Source organism: Nonomuraea sp. 3N208, assembly GCF_052245935.1.
Taxonomy (GTDB): Bacteria; Actinomycetota; Actinomycetes; order Streptosporangiales; family Streptosporangiaceae; genus Nonomuraea.
Window position 1 is genome coordinate 144806 of the sequence record NZ_JBQQBR010000022.1, and the last position, 18284, is coordinate 163089.

Consider the following 18284-nt stretch of genomic DNA (forward strand, 5'->3'; position numbering starts at 1 on the left):
CCCCGGATCGTTCTCCCGGTTGCTTCTGGGGGCACGGCCTTCGCCGCGCCTGATCCGATCGCGTCGGAATCGCAGTAGTCTCTGAACACGTGGCGGATGAGGAGATCTTGCAGGATTCTGCGCATCGCAGGGTGATACGCCTCGGCGACACGGTTCGCAGACCCACGCACCCGTGGACACCGGCCATCCATGCGTTGCTCCAGCATCTGGAGGAGGTGGGTTTCCCTTACTCGCCGCGGGTGCTGGGGATCGATGAGGAGGGTCGCGAGATCCTCACCTACCTGGACGGCGAATCCGGTCCTCAGAGCTGGGCCAAGGTGGTCGGGGATTCAGGTTTGACGGCCTTTGCCCGCCTGCTACGCGACTATCACGACGCGGTCGCCGGCTTTCGCCCGCCCCGGGGGATCGGATGGTCCAGCGGCGAGGCAGAACCACGCGATGACGAGGTGATCTGCCACGGGGACTTCGGCCCGTGGAACATCGTCTGGCGTGGTGCACGCCCCGTCGGGATCCTGGACTGGGATTACGCCCGGCCCAGGCCTCGGCTGCACGACATCGCCTACGCGCTGGAGTACGTCGCGCCGTTCCGCGACGATGCCGAATGCCTTCGCTGGCTGAGCTACCCCACGCCGCCCAGCCGGCGTCATCGCCTGGAGCTGTTTGCCGCCGCCTACGGCCTGACTTCCACCTCGGGTCTGATCGATGCGGTCATCGGCGTTCAACGGGACTTCATCGAGCAGGTTCGCCGGCTGGCCGATGCCGGGCACCAGCCCCAAGCCGACTGGGTCGCCGACGGCTTCCTCGACGAAGCGGGCCAAAGGCTGGCCTGGAGCCGAGCCAACCGCCACCTGTTCGAGTAGTAGCACGCATCTGACCTCGCCGCCGGCCTCGGGGCGCCCAGCACGGCCACTGTGATCGACAACCGCGGTGGAGAGGCGGTGCTCACCGACGGGCCCTTCCTGGAGTCGAAGGAGTCCGCCTACCTGTCGCGCCGCCGCGACCAGCTGGGATAGCGCGCCCTTCCGATGTGACCTAGCGACCGGCCGGAGAGAACACCCAGCCGCCAACTAGAACTGGGAACCGCCACCTAAAACTGGGAGTCACACGAGCCTGGGCCAGCGATGTTGGATAGTGCCAATAGCCATGGCCATGCTCCAACTAGCGTGTCACGGCTCACTCAGCCGACGAACAGGCTCTCCCGAGATGACCGGAGAAATCTACGATGTAAAGGCGGCCAGTTGGTCGAGGAACGCGCGGGCGGCTGGAGGGCAGTCGGCCAGCGACGGGACGGCGAGGGCGAGTGAGCGGGTCGTTCGCGGCTTCAGCGGCCGGGTGACGACCGCGCCGAGGTCGGCGGGCAGGCCCAGCGTGGGGACGATGCTGACCCCGAGCCCCGCGGCCACCATCTCCAGGATGGCGGCCGGCCCGCTGGCCTCGAAGGCGATGTCGAGCCGCACGCCCGACTCCCGTGCCGCGGTCATGATGAGAGGGCGGCAGCCGGCGGTGGTCAGGATGAACGGCCGGCCGGCGAGGTCGGCGACGTGGACGACCTCCTGATCGGCCAGCGGGTGGCCGGTGGGCAGCGCGGCCACCATGTCGTGGGTGCTGAGAGGCACGGTGTCCAGGCCGGGGGCGGGCAGGGTGACGACGCCGATCTCGGCGGCGCCCCGGTGCAGCCAGGCCCGGATGTCGTCGTCGACCCCCTCGAACAGCCGTACGCGCACCTGCGGGTAGCGGTCGGTGAACGTGCGCAGCAGGCGGGCGATGAGCGTCCCCGTGGCGCTGGGGAGGCTGGCCAGGCGCAGCTCGCCGGTGATCTCCCCGGCGGCGGCCGCCACGTCGGCGCGGACGAGGTCGAAGTGACGCAGCGCCTCGCGGGCCCGCTCGACCGCGCGGCGGCCGGCCTCGGTGAGGGCGATGCCGTCGCGGTGGCGTACGAAGAGGGCCGCGCCGAGCTCGCGTTCCAGCGCGGCGATGGCGCGGCTGACGGCGGGCTGGGACATGCCGGTCATGTCGGCGGCGGCGGTGAAACCGCCGTGCTCGGCGACCGCGATCAACGTGCGGAGCTGCGCCAACGTCATACCGGCATACCTTAATGGGTATTTGACCACGGGTCGGTTAGAACCCGATGGTTATGCCATGTCTGAGCGAATGACGATCGAGATCGACGGGCGGCGGGCCAGCTATCTGACGGCGGGTGAGCGGGGTCCGGTGGTGCTGCTGTTGCACGGGACGTACTGGAGCCGGGTCTGGCAGCCGGTGCTGGACGAGCTGGCGGCGGCGGGGCTGCGTCCCGTCGCGGTGGACCTGCCGGGGTTGGGGCGCTCCGAAGGGGAGCTCACGATGGCGACGGCGGTGGTTCCGGCGCTGGCCGGGTGGGTGGCGCGGTTCGCGGCGGCGGTGGGCGCCGCCGAACCGCTGGCTGTGGCGGGGCACGACATCGGGGGCGCGGTGGCGCAGCATCTGCTGGCGGCGGGCGAGGTGAAGGTGGGGCGGCTGGCGCTGGTCAACTCGGTCACGTACGACTCGTGGCCGGTGCCTGGCGTGGCCCGCTTCCGCGACCCGGCCGCGGTGGCCGCGGTGACCGCGGAGGAGCTGCTGGCCGCCCGCCGCACGGCCGTCACCACCGCGCTGGCCCGTCCGGCGACGGAGGCCGAGCTGGCCGACTACCTGGACCCGTGGCACGACGCCCGGGTGCGACGGTCGTGGATGGCGCTGGCCGGCGCCGCCGACAGCCGCTACACGCTGGACCTGGTGCCCGCGCTGCAGGCCGACGGGACGCCGAAGCTGCTGGTGTGGGGCGAGGACGACACCTTCCAGGAGGTCCGGCACGCCGAGCGTTTCGCCGCCGAGATGCCGAACACCTCCCTGGTCCGCATCCCGCGCGCCGGTCACATCCCAATGGAGAACGACCCGGCCGCCGTCGCAGCCGCTCTGGCGCGGTTCTTCCTGGACTGAACCCCATCTGCCTCAGCAGGGGCGCGCGTTCGGCTCAGGGTCGGGCCGTGAACGCGGCGAGCGCGCGTCCCGCGTGGGGATGCGCGCTCGTGCGGGCGCAGGGATCGTCAGGCGGCGTACTCGGGGTAGCCGTAGCCGACGACCTGCGACTTCGGCCGAGTGCGCTCTTCGACCTTGCCGTTGCCGGTGTTGCCCTCGATGGTGGAGATGGTGCCGTCCTGGTTGTCCTTGACGACGAACCCGACGTGCTTGATGTCGCTGATGTCCTTGCTGCCGTTCCAGGAGAAGAACACGACGGCGCCGGGCCTGACGTCGGTGCCGAAGCGGTTGTTGGCCTTGAACCACTTGGCGTGGGCGACGGTCCAGGCGTCCCAGCCGACCTGCGGGCGGGCGCCGGTCTGCTCGCCGACCCAGGAGACGAACATCGCGCACCAGGCGGCGTTCAGGTAGTGGGCGCGGCTGCCGCCGTCGCGGGCGATGGTCTCGGCGGCGCGCTGGGAGTTGGCGTACCACTGCTGGTACTTGGTGCCGCCGCCGGCGGCGTTCTCACTGGTGCCGACTTGGGACTTGGCCAGGGCCAGGACCTGGGCGGCGGTGACATTGATCTTGGTCTTGTCGGTCGCCGCGGCCTTGATGCCGGCCTGTTCGGCCTTGGAGGCGACCGGCTGCTTGTCCGTCGCGGCCGACGCGGCACCTGTGACGTGGGCGGTGAACGCAGCGGCGAGGACGGTGGCGCCGAGGGCGGCGCGGGCGATGTTGATCTTGTTGGCAGCGAAAATGGGGTGCTTGGCCATCGAGGGGTTACTCCTTGCTTCCATGCCGCTTACCGGGTTAGCTGACGGGCTCGGGCGTGGAAGCTGCCCTACGGCACCGAAGTGCCGATTCGCCCCAAAGGACATGGGTCCCCGGTTCCGCGCAAGGCGGATTCAGCGGTCACAGGACTGTCCTGTGATGTTTCGTGCGATGGTCGGACGTGTCCGGACAAACCGGACGCATGCCGCAAGATGCCCCATAAGGTAATACATGGGGCAAGGGGATTACAACTGCCTAAAGGCCCAGCTAGGCAAGTTGCCTGCGAGCGTCGGCAAGAAGCCCCATCATGGCAAGGGACTCGTCAAGCGGCATGATCGAACTTTCGGTCCTGCCTTCGGCCGTCGCGGCACGGACTTCGCGGAGCTCTCCGGCGTACCCGTTGTCGGCCGGATCGAGCACGTGCTCTTCCGGCTCCATGGAGGGCCCGGTGAGGAGAATCCGCTGCGGCGCCCAGAACGGAGCCTGGATGTCTGCCCGCATCTGACTGCCTACAACGCTGGCATCGTTCGGGTAATTCCCGAGCAACGAGGTCGCCACGAGAGCATGCCTGCCGCCGGGATAGAGCAAAACGCCGGCGGTCTCCGCGTCCACCCCGTTCGGGGCCAGGGAGCCGGTGACACGCAGGCCGGAGGGCATGCCGAGGAGCAGCTGGGCCAGCCCGAACGGGTAGATCCCCAGGTCGAGCAGTGCGCCGCCGCCCAGCTCGGGTGCCCAGAGCCGGTGGGCGGGGTCGTAGGGCAGGGTGAAGCCGAAAGAGGCCTGCACGGACCGGATCTCGCCGAAGCGCTCATCGGAGGCGATCTTCTGGATGAGGGGGTTGAACCTCATCCACATGGCCTCCATCAAGAAGACGCCTGCCTCGCGTGCCAGGCGCACCATCTTCTCGGCGTCGTCCACGGTGGCGGCAAGCGGCTTCTCGCACAGCACGGCCTTGCCGGCGGCGATGGCGGCCTCGGCGACCTGGAGGTGCTGGGCGTGCGGAGTGGCCACGTAGATCGCGTCCACGGCCGGGTCGGCGCACAGCCGCTCGTAGGAGTCGTAGGCCGACTCCGCGCCCAGCGTCGCTGCCAGGGCCTGCGCGCGGCCCAGGTTCCTGGAGCCGACGGCGGCCACCCGCATGCCGGGTTCGGCCACGATGGCCGCCCCCACCGTTCGCGCGATGCCGCCGGTCGCCGCTATTCCCCATCCGAAGTCCCGCACAAGGGGAGATCGTAGAGGTATCAGGTCATGTTGAAGGTGGCGGGGTCGGGCCCGATGCGCTTGCCCCTGTTCATGGCGCCGATCGCGGCCATGTCCTCGGCGTCGAGGATGAAGTCGAACACGTTGATGTTCTCGCGGATCCGCGACGGGGTGGCGGACTTGGGGATGACGACGTTGCCGAGCTGCAGGTGCCAGCGGAGCACGATCTGGGCGGGCGTCTTGCCGTACTTGCCCGACAGCACGCTCAGCGCCGGGTCGTCGAGCAGGCCCTGGCCCTGGCCCAACGGGCTCCACGCCTCGGTCAGGATGCCGTTGGCCTCGTGGAAGGCGCGCATCTCGCGCTGCTGCAGGTACGGGTGGAGCTCGATCTGGTTGATGGACGGCGTGATCTCGGTCTCCTCCATGAGCCGGGTGAGGGCCTGGACGGTGAAGTTCGAGGTGCCGATGGCCTTGGCCCGCCCGTCACGGTAGATCTTTTCCAGGGCCTTCCACGCCTGCACGTACTTGTCCTGCTTCGGGACCGGCCAGTGGATGAGGAAAAGATCGACGTAGTCGAGGCCCAGCCTGGCCAGACTCTCGTCGAAGGCCTCCTCGGCGCGGCCGTGGTCGGCGTTCCACAGCTTGGTGGTGACGAACAGCTTCGCGCGTGGGCGCTTGGCGCTGCGCACGGCCCGTCCCACGCCCTCCTCGTTGCCGTACGCGGAGGCGGTGTCGACGTGCCGGTAACCGGCTTCCAGAGCGATCCCCACGGCCTGCTCGGCCTCGTCGTTCGGGATCTGCCAGACGCCGAATCCGAGCTGCGGGATCTGCACGCCGTCGGTGTTGAGCATGAGCGAATTCATGCCTCCATTGTTCACGTCGCGTTCCAGGCGGCTTAAGGCGGCGGGGCTAATTTAGAGCGGTCATGTACGGGCCATCACCCGGCTGGGAGGGCAACGAGTGGTCGAACAGGCGTCGGCCTGGGTGGAGTCCCCGCTCCAGATGCTGTGCGCCGTCGAGGCCCACCACGCCGGGCTCCTCGGGCCCGAGACGGTCGTGGTACCGCGAGCGGGACTGCGGCCGCTGAAGGCCACGCGCAAGGAGCTGCGCAGGCTCGGGTTGCCCGAAGGCCTCGAACTGGCCGAGCCGCGCGATCACATGCCGCGGCGCGTGCAGGCCGTGGGTGACGCCTTCTCCGGCAAGGTGCAGCTGCGCTGGCTGACCTCCAATCCCGGCCGCATCGTCATCGTCGACGACGGGCTGGCCACGATCCGGCTGCTCGAACTGCTGGCCGCGGGGCCACGCCGGCCGCTGCTTCGGGCCCGGGCGCACCCCACCAGGCTGCGCGCCGCGCTCGGCCTGGCGGCGGCGCTGCGGCTGCGCCTGAGCAAGGTCTCCGTCTTCACCGCGCTCGACGTGGACAAGGACCTGGAGGATGGCGTACGCCGCGTGGGCGTCGATCTCGTCCGCCACGACTTCGCCTGGCTGCGCGCCCAACCGCCCAGCGCCGAGGGCCCCGCCGAGCGCACCGTTGTCCTCGGCACCTCGCTCGTCAGGAACGGCCTGGTTCACCGTGACCGCTACCTGCGCTGGCTGACGGACCTGGCCTCGCAGGAGCCGGTCGCCTACTACCCGCACCGCCGGGAGGACCCCGTGGACGTGGCGCTGATCCGGGAACGCCCCGGCATCACCGTCCACGACGCCGGCGCGCCCGCCGAGCTGACCCTGCGCGGCCTGGACTCCGGCCAGCGCGTGCTCAGCCTCCCTTCGACCGCGATCACCTCGCTGCGGGTGCTGCTGAGCCCGCGCGGCGTCGCCGTCGAGCCCGTGGACGTTCCCGATGACTGGTGGACCAGCAGGGCGGCTCCCGCCCTTCGCTCGCATCTGACTGGAGTGTCCGGTTGAAAGTGTTGGCGGTCGCCGACTCCGACTCGTACCTGAAGTGGGCGGCCTGCCTGCTCGCCGATCTGCCCGAAGGCTGTGTAACGGAGCTGGTGGTGGTGCGCACGCCGATCGCGCCCTCGCCCGAGCAGATCGCCGCGGCCGTGGGCGAGCGAGAGGCGCCTGCGGTGATGTCGGCCCGGTCGGTACGGCGGGCGGCCGAGCGTATCCGGCCCGACGTGATCCTCGTGGCCTGCACGGGCCCGGTCGTGGACGTGCTGGTGGCCGAGGTGCTCGCGGACCTGCGGCCGCGGCCGGTGTTCGTCAGCGGGCTGCCGGGCATCTCGGTGCCCGCGACCGACAAGGCGTGGCAGTTCCGCAGCGGCTGCGACCTGTTCGTGGTGCACAGCGAGCGGGAGGTGGCGGAGTTCGGCGAGATCGCCCACCGGCTCGGCGGGGGAGGGGCGGTGGGCCTGGCCAGGCTGCCGTTCCTGCGGTCCAAGGTGGCCGCCCAGGGTGGCAACCGGGTGGTGTTCGCCACCCAGGCCAAGGTGCCGCGCGAGCGCGAGGAGCGTGAGCGGATCCTGGTGGCGCTGGCCGAGCTGGCGCGGCGGCGGCCCGACTTGGACGTGGTGGTCAAGCTGCGGGCCCTGGAGGACGAGCGGCAGACGCACAACGAGCGCCACCACTACCAGCGGCTGTGGCGGGAGATGGGTGAGCCGGGGCGACTGGTGTTCGAAGCCGGGTCGATGCACGATCAGCTGATGCGGGCCGCCGGATTCGTCACGGTCAGCTCGACGGCGGCGCTGGAAGCCATCGCGCTGGACGTGCCGTCGCTGGTGCTGCGCGACTTCGGCGTCAGCACCGAGATGATCAACCTGGTGTTCGAGGGCAGCGACCTGCTGGGGACCCTGGACGAGATGGCGGCGGGCGACTTCCGCACGGCGTCGGCGGCGTGGTGCGCGGCCAACTACTTCCACCCGGTGGAGCGCAACGACTGGGCCGGGCTGCTGACCGGGCTGGTGATCTCCCGGCCGCGGGTGCCCGCCAAGTCGCTCCTGGACGGACCCGAGTTCGCGGCGGCGCGGCGGCGGGCCCGGCTGCGGGTGGAGGTGCCGCCCACGATGCTGCGGGCCGGCTACAAGGCCAAGCGGCGCATGCGCCGCTACCTCCGCGCCCTCACCTGACCCCGGCCCTACGGCTCTCGGCCCCGGCTCTCGGCCCAGGCTGCCCGGTCGGGGTGTGGGGCCGCTGAGCCGCCACCCGCAGGGCTGGCACGCGACCTCGGCCGCACGGCCGCCCGCGCATACATCGAGGCCCCCGGCCGGGAGCCGGGGGCCTCGTGGTGGGCGTCAGATCGCCGATCGGATCTTGCGCCGGAGGCGGGTGAGCGTGCTGGGCTTGGCCACGAAGCCCAGCGTCTCCAGGCGCTTGCGCTTGAAGTAGCGGGCGTCGAACTCGATGCCCGCAGGCCGCAGGTCGGGATAGGTTTCGGCCTGCATGCAGTAGCCGACCGCGCGCACCAGCGCCGGCAGGTCCACGGCCGGTGGCTGCTCGATGTGGCCTTCGGCCGACAGCCGCGGCAGCAGCGCGTCCACGATCGTGACCGGGACCCGGTTGCTGTTCTCGTACGGCGCCAGCCGGTCCAGCACGAGCTCCGTGCCGTACGAGGCCACGGACAGCCCGAAGTACCGCTGCGCGGTCACCAGCCCGGTGGAGAAGCAGCCGACGACCAGCTCGGGCCGCAGCGCGGCGAAGCACACCTCGGCCGGGACGCTCTCCCCGGGCACCGACAGCCGCACTCCCAGGCGCTCGGCGGCGGCCCGCATCAGCTGGGCGTGCCGGCGCCCGGCGGCCGGGTGCGGCTTGAACACGACGTTGGTGTAGCCGCGGGCGGACAGCGCCTTGAGCATCGTCTCGTGCAGCGCCGCCTCCTCCTCCGGCGTGACGATCTCCAGGGCCGACAGGTACTGGCCGAGGATGACGGCCTGCCCGGCCATCATGTCGGGAGCGGTGGCGGCCACCTCGGACACGATCGCCAGGAACCGCTCGCCGGGCAGGATCTCGGGCGCGACGCCGTACTCGCTGAGCAGCAGCGGCGTCAGGCCCGGCACCAGGTCCAGGTGGATCAGCCGGCCGATGCGGCGGAAGATCTCGGCGGGCAGCGGGTCGCGGGTCGGGCCATAGCTCATCAGCCCGTCGGAGTAGACCGTGATGGGGCAGTCGCGCACCAGCCCGGCGATCGTCCGGGCGGGCGGCACCGCGATCGACTCCAGCACCAGCTCCTCGACCGCGTCCAGCCCCCAATGGGAGCGGATGAGGCGCTCCATCATCGGCACCTCGATGACGCGTGCCTTCCAGTCCGACGGGTGCAGGGGCGCGATGAGGTCGTTCCACGAGTGCACTTCGTCGAAGCGCGAGCGCAGCACCGCGAAGCCGGGCGTCTTGTCCAGCGGTGTCGACACCTCGGGAATGGCGGCGTTGTTGGACACGACGAGGACGCGCCGCCCGTCGCCGAACCGGCCGTCGTCGATCGCGGCGGCCAGCGACATCGCCCCGAACAACGTCGAGGCGTAGAAGACCTTCACTATGTATCCTCCCGGTCGCGGCGGACCCGGACGTGCGAGCTGGGGGGCAGGTCGGGCACCAGCGCCCGCAGCGTGGCCTCGCGCTCGACGGACATGCGCGACACCGCGTCCGACACCGGCTCCAGCGGCAGCGAGCGCACCACCTGCGCGCCGCGCTCCTCGAAGCGGGCGCGCAGTGCGGGCGTGAACCGGTCGCCGATCTCCAGATGGTGGGCAAGCAGCGCGCAGAAGTTGCGCACCGCCTTGGGCATGAACTCCGGCTCCAGGTCCTTGAACACCAGCTCGAAGGCGTCGAAGAAATGCAGCTGGCGCTCGTCGCCGACCTGCGTCAGCGACCCCGACACCATGCGCCGGTAGAAGATCCCCGCCAGCGATACGACGGCGAACGTGGCGGCCTCCCGGTGCAGCCGCCAGATCCACGGCCGGTCCTCGGCGGTGTGCAGCGAGCCGGGGAAGTGCAGCAGGTCCCCGAGCGAGCGCCGGTAGATCCCGGCCCAGGCGTACGGGTAGTCGACCATGGTCCGCACGTTCGCCGGGAGGATGGCGTCGCGAGGGTTGAGCACCGCGCCCCTACGCGCCATGGGGGCGCGGTGCACGACCCGCTTTCGGCCCTCGACCTGCACATGATCGACGCGCACGAAGTCGCAGCCGAGCCCGTCGACGGCGTCGACGAGGTGTGCCAGGTAGCCGGGGGCGAGCCAGTCGTCGCCGTCCATGAACGTCACGTACCGGCCGGAGGCCGCCGACAGGCCCGTGTTACGGGCGTCGGCGAGCCCCACCGGCGCGGGATTGCGCAGTACGGTCAGCCCGGGGAGATCGGCGCGGAAGTCGTCGATGATGTCCCCGGTGGCGTCCACGGACCCGTCGTTGACGACGATGAACTCGAAGTCGTGCCGCGCGTTACGGCAGAGCGAGGTGAGCGCGTCGGCGATGAAACGCTCGCCGTCTCGAATCGGCACGACGACCGAGAGCGTGATCAATGGTTTGTTCTCCTGGTGGTGACGGTCAGACGGTCACCCGGCGCAGGCGGGCCTTCGGAGCCTCCTCGCCGGGGAAGACGCGCTTGACGCCGTCGCCCATGGCCTGCTCGATGATCCGGATGTCGCGCACGAGGTGCTCGAGCCCGGAGGGCTCCAGCGAGGCGGCGTGGTCGGAACCCCACATGGTCCGGTCGAGCGTGATGTGCCGCTCCACGGTCACCGCGCCGAGCGTGACGGCGGCCAGCGAGATCTGCAGGCCGCGCTCGTGGCCGGAGTAGCCGACGGGGACGCCGTACCGCTCCTTGAGCGTGGTGATCGTGCGCAGGTTGGCTTCTTCCGGAGGCAGCGGGTACGTGGACGTCGCGTGCATCATGATCAGCTTATCAGTCCCGAGGATCTCCACGGCCGCGTCGATCTCCGACAGCGTGGACATTCCAGTCGACAGGATGATCGGCTTGCCGGTGCCGGCCAGGGTCCGCAGCAGCTCGTGGTCGGCCACGCTGGCCGAGGCCACCTTGTGCGTCACGACGTCCATGTCCTCCAGGAACTCGACGGACGGCACGTCCCACGGCGAGGCGAACCAGTGGATGCCGCGCTCGTCGCAGTATTTCGCGATCTGCCGGTATTCGTCGCGGCCGAACTCGGTCCGCTCCTTGTACTCCAGGTACGTCATCTCGCCCCACGGCGTCTGCCTGATCTGGCCCTTCTGCTCCTCGGGCACGCAGATCGCGGGGGTGCGCTTCTGGAACTTGACCGCCTGGCAGCTGGCGTCGGCGGCCACGTCGATGAGCCGGCGGGCGATGTCGAGGTCGCCGTTGTGGTTGATGCCGATCTCGCCGATGACGTAGACGGGCTCGCCGTCGCCGACCAGCACGTCGCCGATGGCCACGGGGCCGAGCCTGGGACGTACCTTGGCCTCGGCCACCGGCGCCTCGGGACGGGCGGCCACCACGCGGTCGCACAGCTCGCGTACGGCGCCGGACCCGCCGGGCCTGGTGAGCACCACCCGGGCGGCGGCGCGCACGCGCGGGTGCGCGTCGGGCGTGGCGATGGGCCAGCCGACCTCGCCCATCGGGCCCAGGTCGTTGACGTCGTTGCCGACGTAGGCCACGCGGGCCGGGTCGAGGCCCTCGATGGTCAGCCAGTCGCGCAGCACGGTCCGCTTCTCGGCCAGCCCCTGCAGCACGGGCACGCCCAGCTTGCGGGCGCGGGCGGCCACGACCGGGTTGTGCTCGGTCGACATGATCAGGATCTTGACGCCGGCGCGGCGCAGCAGTGACACGCCCATCCCGTCCGAGCGGCTGACCAGCACCATCTCGCGGCCGTCGGAGTCGACGTAAGCGCGGTCGTCGGTGTGCACGCCGTCGAAGTCGGTGATGACGGCGTCGATGTCGATCGGCTCGGGCGCGTCGATGAACGGGGCCAGCGCGCGTACCAGCTCGAGGTCCTCGGGGTTGTCCACCTCGATGGCGTGCTGCGGCGGCACCGGCTGCACGGCGATCGTGCCGAAGAAGCGGTGGCCGTGCTCGCGCAGACCGGAGGTGCGCATGACGTAGAAGGCGCCGTTCTCGCGGAACTCGGGGTCGCGGTCCTGCCTGCGCGGGCGGACGCCGGGGTCGTGGTTGACGCCGCCGCCGGTGGCGGTCCAGAGGAACTCGTGCGTCGGCAGGCCCGACACCACCGAGTCGGCCTCGCCGTCGAGCACTTTGCGCACGGCGGCGGACAGGTCGTCGGGGTCGATGAACGCGCTCGTGCACTGCACGAGCACCACCACCTCGGGGTCCTCCCCGAGGGCGTCGAGCGCGTGCAGCACCGCGGACTCACTGGAGGCGGTCGCGCCGCTGAGCTCCTCGGGACGCTCGACGACGAGCGCGCCGGCCTCGCGGGCGGTCTCGGCGATCTGGGCGTGGTCGGTGCTGACCACGACCTGGTCCACGAGCTCGGCGCGCACGCAGGCCCGCACCGCGCGGGTGACCAGCGGGACGCCCCCGACCAGGGCGAGGTTCTTCAGGGGAACGCCCGCCGAACCTCCGCGGGCGGGAACAACGGCCAAGACTCGCAAGGTGTGTCTCCTCAAAGCATCGGATTGCACCCAGAAGCTAGAGGGCCGGATTGAACGGCCAGCGTCACCGTCATTAACTTTCCATGGGGATCCGGTAGAGAAGCTCTGGACGGCCCACCGCGCCGTACTGCGGCATGCGGGCCGCCACACCCAGCTCCACCAGGTGTTCCAGGTAGCGGCGGGCCGTCACGCGGGACACTCCAATCGCGTCGGCCACGGCTTGGGCCGCCATGCCCTCGGGCCGCTCGCGCAGCTTGGCGGCGACGGCGTCGAGGGTGTCCCTGGACATGCCTTTCGGCAGCTCCGAGCTGCCTCTGAGGGTGCCGAGCACCCGGTCCACGTCGCCCTGGCCGACGGCGACCCCGGCTTCATCCTTGAACCGGGCGTAACGGGTGAGCTTTTCGAGCAATGTCGCGAAGGTGAACGGCTTGAGAAGGTACTGGGAGATGCCGAGCGACACCGCCGAGCGGACCATGGCCAGGTCGCGGGCGGAGGTGACGGCGATGATGTCGCACATGAGGCCGCCTGCGCGCACGGCCCGGCACACCTCCAGGCCGTGCATGTCGGGTAGGTGCAGATCGAGCAGGATCAGGTCGACGGGCCTCTTGCGCAGGAAGCGCAGCGCCTCGCCGCCGGAGCGGGCCACCCCGGCCACCTCGAAGCCCGGCACCCGCTCCACGTAGATGCGATTGGCCTCGGCGGTGATCTCCTCGTCCTCGACCACCAGCACCGAGATCATCGTGCCCCCTCCCGGTCCGGGTGCGGCCGCGCCGGGATGGGCAGCCTGACGGTGAACACCGAGCCTTGGACGTCGATGGTGCCACCCAACCGGCGTACCGCCTGCCCGACGAGCGCGAGGCCGAGCCCGCGGCCGTCGCCCTTGGTCGTCCAGCCCTTGGCGAACGCCGCCGGGTCGGCCGGTCCGGGCCCGTTGTCGGCGACCCTGATGAGGACCTCCTTGTCGTCCGCGCTCAGGTGCGCCTCCACGCGGGTGGCCGCGTCGATGGCGTTATCGATGAGGTTGCCCACGATCGTGACCAGCTCGCGCGGGTCCAGGCCCAGGTCGTCCAGCTCGCTGTCCTGGCTGATGACCAGCTCGCTGCCGCGTTCGGCGGCCTCGGCGCTCTTGCCCAGCAGCAGCGCCGCCAGCACCGGCTCGCGTACCGAGCCCACCACCCGGTCGGTCAGCTCCTGCGCGGCGCGCAACTCGGCGGTGCCGAGCGCGACGGCCTGCTCAGTGCGGCCCAGCTCCACCAGGGTGATGACGGTGTGCAGCCGGTTGGCGGCCTCGTGCGCGGCCGCGCGCAGGGTGTCGGCGAAGCCGCGCTCGGCGTCGAGCTGGCCGCTCAGCGCCTGCAGCTCGGTGTGGTCGCGTACGGTCACCACTGTGCCGAGGCGGCTGCCGGCGCTGTTGACGGCCAGGACGCGGTCGCCCACCAGGTGAACGCGTTCCTCGTCCCCGGTCAGCACGTCCGCGAGCCCGAGCTCGTCCACGTGTCGCCCTTCGGCGTCGTCGGGCAGGCCGAGCAGGTGCCGGGCGGCATCGTTGCACAGCGTCAGCGTGCCGTCCTTGCCGATCAGCAGCAGCCCCTCTCTGACGGCGTGCAGGATCGCGTCGTGGTGGGCGTGGATGCGACCCAGCTCCACGGGGCCGAGCCCGTGGGTCTGGCGGCGCAGCCGCGCGGTCACCAGCCACGTTCCGGCGCCGCCCATGCCGAGCGCGAGCGCCACGATGAAGCCGCCCCAGGCCAGCCGGTCACGCAGCCAGCCGCTGACCCTCTCGACCGTGATGCCCGCACTGACCAGCGCGACCACCCGGCCGTCCGAGACGACCGGGGTGACCGCCCGCTCGGACGGGCCGAGTGTGCCGGTGTAGGTCTCGGTGAAGGTCCTGCCCGCCAGCGCCGGCCCGATGTTGCCGCGGAACTTCTTGCCGATCTCGGCCCGATTCGGATGGGTGTAGCGGGTTCCGTCCGGCGTCATGATGGTGATGAAGTCGACGCCGGTGCTCTTGCGTATCCCCTCCGCCAGCGGCTGCAGCCGCGCGCTCGGGTCCGGGCCGTCCAGGGCCTCCAGCACCTCGGGCGTGGTGGCCACGGCCACCGCCACCGCCTCTGCGGTGCTCCGGGCCTCGTGGGTGAGCAGATCGTGCGCCTGCACCAGGGCCAGCACGGCGCCGCCGGCGGCCGTGACCACGACCACAAGCAGCTGCAGGACCAACATCTGGCCCGCCAGGCTCCAGCGCCGCATGTTAACGACTTCTTTCGTGAACGTAACTTACGCAATCGTGACCTGGGTCACTTGTGCAGCGCATAGTCGCACAACCGGAACTTCCCCCCAAATGGCTGGAGAACCGCCCTATGCGTGATCGCACTCGCTACCTCTACGTGGCCGTCATCGTGGCGGTCCTCCTCGGCATCCTGGTCGGGTTCCTCTGGCCGGACGTGGGCAAGGAGCTCAAGCCGCTCGGCACCGGATTCGTCGCGCTCATCAAGATGGTGATCGGGCCGATCATCTTCTGCACCATCGTGCTCGGCGTCGGCTCGGTCCGGCAGGCGGCCAAGGTCGGCAAGGTCGGCGGTCTGGCGCTCGGCTACTTCATCGTAATGTCCACGGTCGCCCTGCTCATCGGCCTGGTCGTGGGCAATATCATCCACCCGGGCGAGGGGCTCCAGCTCACCGACGCCGCCCGCCAGGCGGCCGAGGCGGAGGCGGCCAAGGGCGCCGAGAGCGGCAGCACGGTCGACTTCCTGCTCGGCGTCATCCCCGACACGCTGGTGTCGTCGCTGACCTCGGGATCGGTGCTGCAGGCGCTGCTGGTGGCCCTGCTGACCGGGTTCGCGCTGCAGGCCATGGGCACCAAGGGCGCGCCGATCCTGCGTGGCGTGGAGCACCTGCAGCGGCTCGTGTTCCGCATCCTCGCCATGATCATGTGGGCGACGCCGGTGGGCGCGTTCGGCGCGATCGCCGCCGTCGTGGGGGCCACCGGCATCGAGGCGCTCAAGAGCCTGGCGATCATCATGGCCGCCTTCTACATCACCTGCCTGCTGTTCGTCGGCGTCGTGCTCGGCCCGATGTTGTGGCTGGTCGCCCGCGTCAACCTGTGGTCGCTCCTGCGGTACCTCGGCCGCGAGTTCCTGCTGATCCTGTCCACCTCCTCGTCGGAGACGGCGCTGCCCAGGCTCATCGCCAAGATGGAGCACCTGGGCGTGAGCCGGACCGTGGCCGGCATCACCGTGCCGACCGGCTACTCCTTCAACCTCGATGGCACCGCGATCTACCTGACCATGGCCACGCTGTTCATCGCCACGGCGACCGGGTCGCCGCTGGAGCTCGGCGAGCAGGTGGCGCTGCTGCTGTTCATGATGGTCGCGTCCAAGGGCGCGGCGGGCGTGACCGGCGCGGGGCTGGCCACGCTGGCCGGCGGCCTGCAGGCGCATCGGCCCGAGCTCGTCGAGGGCGTGGGCTTCATCGTCGGCATCGACCGGTTCATGTCGGAGGCCAGGGCGCTGACGAACTTCGCCGGCAACGCCGTCGCCACCGTGCTCGTCGGCACCTGGACGGGCGAGTTCGACAGGGAGCGCGCCGAGCAGGTGTTGACCGGGCACGCCCCGTTCGACGAGGCCACGCTGCTGGATGACGAGGAGCCGGCGGCCGGGCCGGAGGCCGGCGAGAAGGAGCTGACGAAGGTCTAGGGCTTGCGGCCGATGCCCGCGTACGCCATGCGGGTCATCTCCTCGTTCATGAACAGCGGGTGATCGGGATCCGTGAAAGGCCACGGCATCCCCGGCCCGGTGGCCAGGCCCGGCGGGATGAGCTCGAGGTCGCCGAAGAAGGCGCCGATCTCCCTGCCGGGCCGCCGCGTTGGCCTTTTTGCGGAGCGGCGAACGGTTAGGCCCGAGAGCGGTAGCCTGCGTGACCAGCGAGGGCCGAGTGAGCGCGACCATAAGCACAGAACTCGCTGACCTGCATCACCCGCTCGGTGGCCACGTCGTTGATCCCGTGCGAGATCGCCAGATAGCTGTCGGAGGCGAGGGCGTCGCGGTAGGCGGCCACGAACCCCTGCGGGTCGTCCTCGTCGGGGATGAGATGCAGGATGAACATCATCAACACGCCCACCGGCCGGTCGAAGTCCAGCAGCCCGCGCACCTCGGGGTCCGACAGGATCTGCTCCGGCCGGCGTATGTCGCCCAGCACGATGGCCACCCGGTTGGGGTCGGCCAGCATCGCGCGGCCGTGGGTGGCCACCACAGGGTCGTTGTCCACGTAGACCACGCGTGCCTCCGGCGCGTGACGGTGCGCCACCTCGTGCACGTTCTCCTGCGCCGGCAATCCCGAGCCGAGGTCCAGGAACTGGGTGATGCCCTGCTCGCACAGATACCGCACGACGCGGCGCTTGCTTCGTCATGCCCCAATGATCACGCTGTTCACGCTGGAACGGGGCTAAACGGCGGGAAGCCGCAGGACGAACCTGGCGCCGCCCGTGCAGTCCTCCACGGTGATCTGGCCGCGGTGCGCCATCGCCACGTCCCGCGCGATGGCCAGGCCCAGCCCCGTGCCGCCCGCATCGCGGCTGCGGGCGGCGTCCAGGCGGGTGAAGCGCTCGAAGATGCGCTCGCGGTCCTGTGCGGGGATCTCCACGCCGTCGTTCTCGACCGACATCACGGCCATGCCGTCCTCCTCCTTGGAGACGGTGACCTTGACGTAGTGCTCGGCGTGCCGCTGGGCGTTGTCCAGCAGGTTCGTCAGCACCCTGGCGAGCTGGAGCCGTACGCCGTCCACGCGCACCCCCTCGACCAGGTCGGCGCGCACGGGGATCTTGTCGCTGCGGATGGACAGCTCCTGGCGGACCAGCTCGGCCAGGTCCACCCGCTCCTTGGCCGCGTCCACCCGGGAGCCGATCCTGGCCAGCAGGAGCAGGTCCGTGATGATGGCCTCCAGACGGTCGGTGTCGCGCAGTGCGCTGCTCACGAGCATCTCGACGTCGGTGTCGTCCGGATAGAGCTGGGCGCTCTCGAGCTGGGCGCGCAGCCCGGCGATGGGGGTGCGCAACTCGTGCGAGGCGTCGGAGGCGAACTGCCGCTGCTGCTCGGCGGAGCGTTCCAGCCGGGCCAGCGTGCTGTTGACGGATCTGGCGAGGTCGGCCACCTCGTCGGCGCCGGTCGGTTCGGTGACGCGGTTGCTCAGGTCGCCGGCGTGCACGGCGTCCAGCTCATCGCGCATGGTCGCCACCGGCCGCAGCGCCCGGCCCGTGACCAGCCAGGTGGCCCATCCGGCCAGCCCGACCAGCACGGCGATCTCGGTGAACACGATCGCCTCGAGGGTGTTCGTGGCCAGCAGGTCGGGGGTGCTGCGGCCGGCGTAGACGACGGGGGAGTCGGTGAACTTGCTCACCCGGACCGCCGACAGGTGCACGCACTCGGTGGGCAGGCAGTGGGTGGTGCTGATGACCCGGTCCTCGTCCGTGGGCCGCACGTCGCTGAGCGGCGGCAGGTTCCTGGCCGCGTCGCTGGTGGCCAGGAACCGCCCGTCCGCCCCGACGATCTGGATCAGGTCGACCGCCGGGTCGGACACGGGGATCGCGGCGCCCAGGGGCAGGGCGCCGCTGCGCATCTCGTACGCGATGCGCTCGGCGGTGTCACGGGTGCTCTCGTACACGCTGGCCTCGACCAGAGACCTCGTGACGAGGACCGTCCCGACGCCCACGGGGATGAGCACGAGGGCGGCTACAGCCGTCGCGATGAGGGTGACGCGGCCCCGCAGGGACCTCGCCCAGAGGGCAGACACCCACCGACACTACCGAGGGTAATTACCGTCATATGT

The 18284-nt window shown here is 70.6% G+C and carries 16 protein-coding genes and 1 riboswitch; of the genes, 5 read left to right on the forward strand and 11 right to left on the reverse strand.

Annotated features, from left to right (window positions below; all coding sequences use genetic code 11):
- The first annotated feature begins 89 nt into the window (after positions 1-89).
- Entirely contained in the window at positions 90-860 is a 771-nt protein-coding gene (locus ACTWPT_RS31230) for an aminoglycoside phosphotransferase family protein (RefSeq protein ID WP_443181071.1), read from the forward strand.
- A 357-nt stretch (positions 861-1217) separates the two neighbouring features.
- Here ACTWPT_RS31230 and ACTWPT_RS31235 read toward each other — a convergent pair whose 3' ends face one another.
- Positions 1218-2081: a LysR family transcriptional regulator gene (locus tag ACTWPT_RS31235; protein ID WP_443181072.1), complete on the reverse strand. Its 864-nt coding sequence runs from the start codon at positions 2079-2081 to the stop codon at positions 1218-1220.
- 58 nt (positions 2082-2139) lie between these two features.
- Between ACTWPT_RS31235 and ACTWPT_RS31240 the strand changes: the two genes are divergently transcribed.
- Entirely contained in the window at positions 2140-2958 is an 819-nt protein-coding gene (locus ACTWPT_RS31240) for an alpha/beta fold hydrolase (protein WP_443181073.1), read from the forward strand.
- Between the two features lie 107 nt (positions 2959-3065).
- Here the strand turns inward: ACTWPT_RS31240 and ACTWPT_RS31245 are convergent, their stop codons facing one another.
- The 3 genes from ACTWPT_RS31245 to ACTWPT_RS31255 form a co-directional block, all read right to left on the reverse strand.
- Positions 3066-3752 (reverse strand): CHAP domain-containing protein, encoded by a 687-nt coding sequence (locus tag ACTWPT_RS31245; protein ID WP_443181074.1) that lies wholly within the window; start codon positions 3750-3752, stop codon positions 3066-3068.
- 11 nt (positions 3753-3763) lie between these two features.
- Positions 3764-3900, reverse strand: a riboswitch (cyclic di-AMP (ydaO/yuaA leader).
- Positions 3901-4017: 117 nt separating this feature from the next.
- Positions 4018-4971 (reverse strand): Gfo/Idh/MocA family protein, encoded by a 954-nt coding sequence (locus ACTWPT_RS31250; protein ID WP_443181075.1) that lies wholly within the window; start codon positions 4969-4971, stop codon positions 4018-4020.
- 20 nt (positions 4972-4991) lie between these two features.
- Positions 4992-5813, reverse strand: coding sequence for an aldo/keto reductase (locus ACTWPT_RS31255; protein WP_443181076.1), 822 nt, complete (start codon positions 5811-5813; stop codon positions 4992-4994).
- A gap of 97 nt (positions 5814-5910) precedes the next feature.
- Here ACTWPT_RS31255 and ACTWPT_RS31260 point away from each other — a divergent pair, with 97 nt between their 5' ends.
- Positions 5911-6855, forward strand: a complete 945-nt coding sequence (locus ACTWPT_RS31260) for a hypothetical protein (RefSeq protein ID WP_443181077.1) — start codon at positions 5911-5913, stop codon at positions 6853-6855.
- Positions 6856-6857: 2 nt separating this feature from the next.
- A complete protein-coding gene (locus ACTWPT_RS31265; protein ID WP_443181127.1) occupies positions 6858-8018 on the forward strand; it encodes a DUF6716 putative glycosyltransferase in 1161 nt (386 codons plus the stop codon).
- Between the two features lie 165 nt (positions 8019-8183).
- Here the strand turns inward: ACTWPT_RS31265 and ACTWPT_RS31270 are convergent, their stop codons facing one another.
- The 5 genes from ACTWPT_RS31270 to ACTWPT_RS31290 all read right to left on the reverse strand — a co-directional run bounded on the left by ACTWPT_RS31270 (position 8184) and on the right by ACTWPT_RS31290 (position 14711).
- On the reverse strand, positions 8184-9419 hold the full coding sequence (locus ACTWPT_RS31270; protein ID WP_443181078.1) for a polysialyltransferase family glycosyltransferase: 1236 nt from the start codon (positions 9417-9419) through the stop codon (positions 8184-8186).
- On the reverse strand, positions 9419-10399 hold the full coding sequence (locus ACTWPT_RS31275) for a glycosyltransferase family 2 protein (protein WP_443181079.1): 981 nt from the start codon (positions 10397-10399) through the stop codon (positions 9419-9421). The genes ACTWPT_RS31270 and ACTWPT_RS31275 overlap by 1 nt, the downstream gene beginning before the upstream one ends.
- A 25-nt stretch (positions 10400-10424) precedes the next feature.
- Positions 10425-12461, reverse strand: a complete 2037-nt coding sequence (locus tag ACTWPT_RS31280; RefSeq protein WP_443181080.1) for an N-acetylneuraminate synthase family protein — start codon at positions 12459-12461, stop codon at positions 10425-10427.
- 73 nt (positions 12462-12534) lie between these two features.
- The gene (locus ACTWPT_RS31285; protein ID WP_443181081.1) at positions 12535-13200 is read right to left on the reverse strand and encodes a response regulator; all 666 of its coding nucleotides are present in this window, start codon (positions 13198-13200) and stop codon (positions 12535-12537) included.
- Positions 13197-14711, reverse strand: a complete 1515-nt coding sequence (locus ACTWPT_RS31290; protein ID WP_443181082.1) for a sensor histidine kinase — start codon at positions 14709-14711, stop codon at positions 13197-13199. The genes ACTWPT_RS31285 and ACTWPT_RS31290 overlap by 4 nt, the downstream gene beginning before the upstream one ends.
- Before the next feature lie 110 nt (positions 14712-14821).
- Between ACTWPT_RS31290 and ACTWPT_RS31295 the strand changes: the two genes are divergently transcribed.
- Positions 14822-16156 carry a cation:dicarboxylate symporter family transporter gene (locus ACTWPT_RS31295; RefSeq protein WP_443181083.1) on the forward strand — a complete coding sequence of 445 codons (1335 nt, stop codon included), beginning with the start codon at positions 14822-14824 and terminating at the stop codon, positions 16154-16156.
- A 196-nt stretch (positions 16157-16352) separates the two neighbouring features.
- On the opposite strand, the gene ACTWPT_RS31300 is transcribed toward ACTWPT_RS31295, so the two are convergent.
- Complete coding sequence (locus ACTWPT_RS31300; protein WP_443181084.1) at positions 16353-16847, reverse strand: SAM-dependent methyltransferase; 495 nt, start codon at positions 16845-16847, stop codon at positions 16353-16355.
- A 57-nt stretch (positions 16848-16904) separates the two neighbouring features.
- Positions 16905-18248: a HAMP domain-containing sensor histidine kinase gene (locus tag ACTWPT_RS31305; RefSeq protein WP_443181085.1), complete on the reverse strand. Its 1344-nt coding sequence runs from the start codon at positions 18246-18248 to the stop codon at positions 16905-16907.
- Between the last annotated feature and the right edge of the window lie 36 nt (positions 18249-18284).